This is a genomic window from Pseudovibrio axinellae, assembly GCF_900110875.1.
Lineage (GTDB): Bacteria > Pseudomonadota > Alphaproteobacteria > Rhizobiales > Stappiaceae > Pseudovibrio > Pseudovibrio axinellae.
Map to the genome: position 1 here is coordinate 1 of NZ_FOFM01000038.1, position 6,828 is coordinate 6,828.

Consider the following 6,828-nt stretch of genomic DNA (forward strand, 5'->3'; position numbering starts at 1 on the left):
GCCGGGCAGATAGGGCTGGAAATGATAGCCGCATAAGGCTTGAATACAAACAATGGATCCTCACAAAAACTGGAGGAAACTTGGGTCTCAGGTCAGTGTCTTCACTCAACAGATGCAACAGAGCTGAAAAGATCACACAACGCCAAGCGGTGGTTCCAGAGTATGCTTGGCCCGCACCATCTCACAAACAGGGAGAAAAACGCCCAAAGATAGAAAAGGACGCCACTCCCCAAATGTCCCAATGGCTCATTGATGCTGAGATCCCAGTGGAAGGTGTAGATACCATGATCGCTGACCCCAAGGAATAAAAGGACACGCAACATAACCTCCACCAAAGCACATTACCACTCGCAATAACGCAGGCACTGATCCCTCTAACAATCATTGCCTGCGAAGCTGAGCTGACTCAGTGGCTTCAAAGCCATTGTCTTATTTATCGATGATGTTGTACACTTAGGCGTTTTCCAAAAAACGATTGCATTAAAGATCTTATTTTTTGAAACTTGTAAGTGCTTGGGACCGTGTGATCCCCCCATTGCCAACGGATAGAATCTGACTTTATTTGCTGAACCGTCCGATTGTACCTTATAGCGTTCATTTCGCCTCTCACCGGGTCGTGGACGCAGTCACCGTATTCCTGACTAATGTAATCGAGATAATTAATTGCACCTTTCTTATCTCCTTTCAGGGTCATCAAGAAAGCTCTCGATAACCCCAGTAGCATTCTTTCTCTATCACCATGATAGGGGCGCTCATGCATATCATGATACTTTAAGCACTCAGTCAGGCTACCTTGTGTGAAGGGGTCGTAATTAAGTACCTCGTTAGGAATTGGTTTTTTTAGCTTATATATCGCTGATGACATCGCCTGCCCTTGCCATTCAAAGTATTCAGAAAGATAACCCATAGTCACCTTGCACCAAGGCAATCGGTCAAAATAGAAATCCTGATTGATGACCCTCGACACTCCAGGTATTAGGTGAGGGAAAAACTGTTTATTGACGTGCTGATTAAGTTTAACTGATTTGCAGACATCAACAAATAGAAGCTCAATCGGTTCTTCATCCCATTCAAAACTAAGTAAGTCACCGATATTGGTTTCAATGAAATTTTCAAATGGCCTGATGTTGTCTAAGAATATTTCAACAAATGAATCACCAAATCTGTAAATTACTTCACCAAACTGTTTGAACTTTTCGTCCCCACTTTCTTGCGCAGGCATGAAGCCCATATCATATGCGCTAATCAAACTCCGTTTTGATGTTCCTTGGTCGAAATTCGAAATGTCGAATATTGGATTATCTGAAACGCCTTGCGCGAGCGCGACACATGATGCCCCCATAAATGACCCGGCGTCTACTATGCGCCCTTTACCTTGGAATACATTTTTGCCCATAGTGTAAAGCAGTCGACGCTCTTTCTTAGAAAGCATCCCTGGTGTGTTCATCACGTTTGCGGGAGCCCCAACGTCTTTGAAAGGGATTTCCTCATCTACACAACACATTTGTTCAAACTGGTATGGCAACACCGACCTCCTGAGACTAACTCTGTAATTTGAGGATATTCTAGTTATTCCAGATGCAATCAGGAAACCCCCCAAACTGAGCTGGAAATAACGTAGGGGCCTACTATGGAATCTCCAGTTCTTGGAGCTTAGACAGTTCTTTTTTCAGAAAGTCATTTTCCGGATTCAGATTCAGAGCCTTTTGAAAATATGCTTTCGCGGTACCGGTATCAGTTTGTAGGAACAGTATTGCGCAACGGCGAAACGTGTTTGCGGCAGCTCCCGGCATAGCAGTAAGCCATTTAGCCACAAAGGCCTGAGCCCTAATAGGGTCATTTTGATCTAAAAACAACGCTACAAGTTCTTGCCAAACCTCCGGATTTTTCGACATACCATCCACAGCGGGGGATAATAGATCGAATGCTTCCTGAAATTGTTTAGATTTTCTAAGTGCAGTTGCTTTTACCACAATCGCATTGGCATCAAGTTCTATCATATCAAGTAGTATGAGAGACCTTTTATGTTGGCCCACCGTATTTAGGTGCCTTGCAAACTCTAATGCAAACTCGGGATCGCTTGAGTATTGCTCGCTATAGGCATTAAAGAATTCGACCCTCTTTGCCCGCGTCATAGGCAATCGAGACCGTTCAATGACTTGTTCGCGACTAAGTGTGCTTCCATTACCCCCACAGAAGGCGTCAACTAAACGCATTACCTGTACACCTACAATCTCCGGCGTGACATGTATCTGATCATCCATCCAAGCATGTTTCCGGTCGCTAAGCATAACGGATTCATAGCTTGGGTAGTAAGAAGCATTATCGTAGTTAAATACTATTTCTTCTATGGCTGTTCGCAAGACAGATTTGGAGTATGTGTTTGCAATCGCGACATCCATCTCACGGTGTGTGGCAAAAAGAGGGACGGGCGATACTGTTAATAGAAAATTTGGCAGGGTGTCTGATGTTTCGTTTATCAAATCAATCGTTTTGGTTAGGTAAGATATAATTTCAATATAGTTTAAAACGTGCAACTCAAAGCGTTTGGGGAACCTATCGATCACCTTCGGCAATGGACTGCTGTTGAGGTAGCATTCGGTTTGATTATCGAACCAAACCTCACTGAGTCCAAGAGTAATTATTATAGTGGAGACCTCTGTGACTGACTTATAATAGGTGCTAAGTGCAGCTCTTCTTTTTATCACAACGTCAAATGAAGCAGGGCGAATGCTAGATAGCAAATGCAAATCAATAAACTTGTTAGCTCCAACTTCGATGATATTGTCATTTGCCTTAAAAGTTCCCGCAGCTTCCAAAGCCCAGGAAAACTCATTATAGATCGACGGCACGCTAAAGTTATTGATGATTGAATGATTAAACCCTTGAAATTCAGTCGTTTTAAAAAGATCTCGTGAGGGGATTAAAAAGCCTTGTCGTTGCAGTTCTGCTTCAATATTTCGTGCAAAACACGAACCAACTGTAAAGACGGTGGAGCCAGGTTCCAATCTGAAACTATTCGTAATTTGGGGCCTGGCTATCGGTTCAAAGCGGTTTGCCCTTCCGCGATTTGGCCATTGCGCTACAGGGTTGCTCTTCCTGATTTTCATGGCGTCTAAGCCAGAAATGACTTGTATCGGCACAATAACCCCGCAGTTCAAACATCTATAACTGCGTCAGATGCTACGCGCATCCGTCCCAAATTGTTACTCCTAAAACTACTGGAAAATGTAATCGTGGGCCAGGTAAGGTTTCCTTTTCGAAATAAACGGCACAAATTGGCTTTCACAGCTTTCAAGGGTTCCACTTCTCGCCAATCGTCAAGAAACACTGAGCCTTTGAGCGACTAAATTGAAGTTCCATAAGTTTCATTATCCGACTGTTACATGTCATCGCAATGCTAAACTGTCTACCCTTAGCAAACTAAAAATGTCATGCTTGGCCTGGTTCAGGTTATGCTGGGGAGCGTGGGATGGGATGGGTGGTAATGAGTGAGCGGGAGTTAAGTCGTGTTGAATTGATTGCGCAAGTTGTGCGCGGCGAACTGAGCAATGCGGGTGCCGGCAACCTTTTGGGTCTGTCGACACGGCAGATTTCGCGGCTGGTAAAGCGCTATAAAGGCGAAGGTGCTGCTGGATTGCGCCACCGTGCGCGCGGCAAACGGCCCAACAACCAGATCAGTGATGGCACTCGCGAGTATGCGCAACTTGTTATCACCGAGTGTTATTCTGACTTTGGCCCGACACTGGCCGCAGAAAAGCTTGAAGAACATCACGGACTGAAGGCCTCCCGCGAGACGGTGCGCAAATGGATGATCGAGGCCGGGATCTGGCTGAACAAGGCGCAGAGGCGCACGTTTCACCAGCCGCGTAATCGCCGTGAGGCCTATGGCGAGCTCATCCAGATCGATGGCAGTGATCACCGCTGGTTCGAGGATCGCGGTGATCCGTGCACCCTGCTCGTCTTTGTTGATGATGCGACTTCCAGGTTGATGCAGCTTCAGTTTGTGCCCTCAGAAAGCGCGTTTTCCTATTTTTCCGCGCTGGAACACTATTTAGATAAACATGGCCGACCGGTGGCGTTTTATTCTGACAAATATAGCGTGTTTAAGGTGGCCAATCCTGAGGCCAAAGGCGGTGCTGGCATGACCCAGTTTGGCCGCGCCCTGTCGGAGCTTAACATTGAGATGCTGTGCGCCAATTCCTCGCAGGCCAAAGGCCGTGTGGAGCGCGCCAACCGCACCTTGCAGGATCGCCTGGTCAAGGAACTGCGTCTTGCCGGGATCAGTGATAGGGAAGCTGGCAATGCGTTTCTGGAGGGTTTTATGGAGCGTTTCAACGTCAAATTTGCCAAGGTCCCGGCGCGCCCGGACAACCTGCACCGGACGCTGAATGTGGAGCCGGACCGGCTGGCCGACATCCTGTGCTGGCGCGAGAAGCGTTATGTGACGCAGCAGCTGACCGTTTCTTACAATCGCAAGATGCTCATTCTGGAACCCAATGACCTGAGCAAGAAACTGTTTGGAAAATACGTTGATACCTATCAGTTTGCTGATGGCCGTGTGCAGCTGCGCTGGCAAGGCAGGGTGCTGCCGCACACGGTGTTTGACAAGGAGCAGCGCGTCACCCATGCAGCCGCTACCGAGAACAAACGTCTGGGCGAAGTGCTGGCCTTTGTAAAGAAAGAACAAGAGGCCAGCCCCCCTCGTGTGAAGGTCAAAAGTTCATCTGACAAAGGCGGTTATGAGAAGCGTGAGCGCAAACCCCGGCGAGCACGGCGCTCTCAAGGTACTGGTCGCAGCCGTGCAGAGTCTCTGGCTATCTTGGAGGAATTCAGGACAAAGCATACCAAGCCGAAGACATAAGGATGAGTGACTGCCCCTCCGTTTCACCTTGTTCTGGTTGCTCAGAGGCCATAGCATCGGATATTGCATATCACCTGAATTGTCGGAAAGCGTGCAAAGGCGACCTTGTTTGCGAGATGGTAGCCGATGTCATTATGCAAGCGTAGTTTCATAAATACCTATCCTCTTGGTTGTCTTTTTCTTGACGCGAGTAATAGATTTGGTTACTTAGCCATATGGCTAACCATCTCGATAGCTTCTTTTCCGCCCTTGCAGATCCGACACGGCGCGCCGTGATCGTGCGACTGGTGGCCGGTCCTGCCCAGGTGTCAGAATTGCACGAGCCTCACAACATGGCCTTGCCGTCCTTTCTAAAGCATCTAGGCAAGCTAGAAGCCGCCGGGATTATTCGGTCCGAAAAGATCGGCCGCATCCGCATGGTTTATATCGAAGCCGCACCGATTGCCGAGGCCGAAGAGTGGCTGAAACAGCAGCGGCACGTCTGGGAGAAGCGCCTCGACCGCCTATCCGCTCTTGCAGGGAACATCGAAAAGGAAAGTAACGATGGCTAACTTTGAAACCCTGATTTTGGAACGCGACATTGCCTGTGCCCCAGAGCATCTTTTTCACGTTCTGACAGACCGTGAACTACGACAAAAGTGGAGTGCGCCAAATGACGAGAGCGTTGTCACTATCGAAGAGTATGATTGCCGCGCGGGAGGACGCGAGGAAACTCGGTGTGGCCCGAAAGAGGCACCTGAATTCAATACCGCCAGCCTTTTTCACATCGTCACACCTGATTTCCTGTCTTTTACGGAAACGCTGGTTGTCGGTGGCCAGATAATTTCGATCTCGCTCTGTGGCCATGAAATTTCGAAGAGCGGTACGGGGAGCAGACTGCGCGTCACTCTACAAATCACCAGCATCATCGGGCCGGATCTCTTCAAAGACTATCGCAACGGTTGGTCCGCTGCCCTTGACAACCTCTCGGCGCTGGCTGCTGGACACGGTCACTCCTCACAAGTTGTCCATTTTGATCACACGTAACAACAAATTCTCCGCCAAAGCGGATGTTTAATACAGATATTCAAGCAGCAGCTTCGCCCGCACTACTGCCGTTGGCGAAGTGCTGAAGCGTGATTCGTACGCTTGGTGAGCTCATCCTCCTCAGAGCACCCTCAACGGTGCCCTTCACCTTCTGGCCCTGTCGTCCTGCGATAGAGTGAGGTCTTCGCCCTCCAGGGCCAGAGCGCTTCCGCAAGGTTTAACATCGTGCCGTTCATTACCTCAGCAATGACACTTCTGCTTTGCCCCAGCCGCGCCACTTCTGCTTGGTTGCAACATTACATGTAGGGGGGTGGATACACATATGAAGTGCGACAGCAATATAAATCAGTTAGTTAGATTATTGGACTGTCGGCATGGAATTGAAAACTATACGCTGTTATTCGCATTTGACCTTAGAGGATCGGCGGCTGTTCGAGCAATTTGATCAGGCTAAGATGCCGGTATCCGAAATTGCTCGGCGCTTGGGCAAGCCAGATCCACAAGTTATCGCGAGATGAAACACAACAGATTTCAGGATGATGTCTGGCACGATCTGGATGGCTATTTCTGTCTTGTTGCCCACAAGTTCGACGGCTTTGTTGCAAGTTTGAGGCCTTGCCTGCATGATCGCTACGTTGTGGGGGATTTGCAATGTCAGAATTCAAGTTTCGTCAGTTCCAGGGAGAGATCATTCTTTGGGCTGTGAGCTGGTACTGTGAATATGGCATGAGCTACCGCGATCTTGAGGAAATGCTGAATGAGCGCGGCGTTGATGTTGACCACACCACCCTCTACCGCTGGGTTCAGCACGACGCGCTTGAGCTAGAAAAGCGTAGTTTGTGGTATCAAAATCGGCTGTCGTTCTCTTCGCGTGTCGACGAAACATATGTGAAGGTTAAGGGTCAATGGAAATATTTGTTTCGGGCCATCGATAAGCG

Annotated in this window: 8 protein-coding genes; 6 read left to right on the forward strand and 2 right to left on the reverse strand. The window is 48.4% G+C overall.

The window, feature by feature from the left end; all coding sequences use genetic code 11:
* Nucleotides 1-308, forward strand: a 308-nt coding sequence (locus BMZ51_RS24415) for a hypothetical protein (protein ID WP_208979635.1), incomplete at its 5' end; no start/stop codon positions are given.
* A 125-nt stretch (nucleotides 309-433) separates the two neighbouring features.
* Here BMZ51_RS24415 and BMZ51_RS22725 read toward each other — a convergent pair.
* Together BMZ51_RS22725 and BMZ51_RS22730 are read right to left on the reverse strand one after the other, a co-directional pair.
* Nucleotides 434-1,525 carry a hypothetical protein gene (locus tag BMZ51_RS22725; RefSeq protein WP_139201468.1) on the reverse strand — a complete coding sequence of 364 codons (1,092 nt, stop codon included), beginning with the start codon at nucleotides 1,523-1,525 and terminating at the stop codon, nucleotides 434-436.
* 103 nt (nucleotides 1,526-1,628) lie between these two features.
* The gene (locus tag BMZ51_RS22730) at nucleotides 1,629-3,143 is read right to left on the reverse strand and encodes a GSCFA domain-containing protein (RefSeq protein ID WP_068009426.1); all 1,515 of its coding nucleotides are present in this window, start codon (nucleotides 3,141-3,143) and stop codon (nucleotides 1,629-1,631) included.
* A 329-nt stretch (nucleotides 3,144-3,472) separates the two neighbouring features.
* On the opposite strand from BMZ51_RS22730, the gene BMZ51_RS22735 reads away from it, so the two are divergent.
* The 5 genes from BMZ51_RS22735 to BMZ51_RS22755 all read left to right on the forward strand — a co-directional run.
* Entirely contained in the window at nucleotides 3,473-4,864 is a 1,392-nt protein-coding gene (locus BMZ51_RS22735; RefSeq protein WP_082825704.1) for an ISNCY family transposase, read from the forward strand.
* Between the two features lie 215 nt (nucleotides 4,865-5,079).
* Entirely contained in the window at nucleotides 5,080-5,415 is a 336-nt protein-coding gene (locus BMZ51_RS22740; protein ID WP_068009423.1) for an ArsR/SmtB family transcription factor, read from the forward strand.
* Nucleotides 5,408-5,890: an SRPBCC domain-containing protein gene (locus BMZ51_RS22745; RefSeq protein WP_068009421.1), complete on the forward strand. Its 483-nt coding sequence runs from the start codon at nucleotides 5,408-5,410 to the stop codon at nucleotides 5,888-5,890. The genes BMZ51_RS22740 and BMZ51_RS22745 overlap by 8 nt, the downstream gene beginning before the upstream one ends.
* A gap of 374 nt (nucleotides 5,891-6,264) precedes the next feature.
* Nucleotides 6,265-6,408: a helix-turn-helix domain-containing protein gene (locus BMZ51_RS24830; RefSeq protein ID WP_082825703.1), complete on the forward strand. Its 144-nt coding sequence runs from the start codon at nucleotides 6,265-6,267 to the stop codon at nucleotides 6,406-6,408.
* 133 nt (nucleotides 6,409-6,541) lie between these two features.
* A partial coding sequence (locus BMZ51_RS22755; protein WP_139201469.1) for a DDE-type integrase/transposase/recombinase occupies nucleotides 6,542-6,828 on the forward strand: 287 nt, incomplete at its 3' end.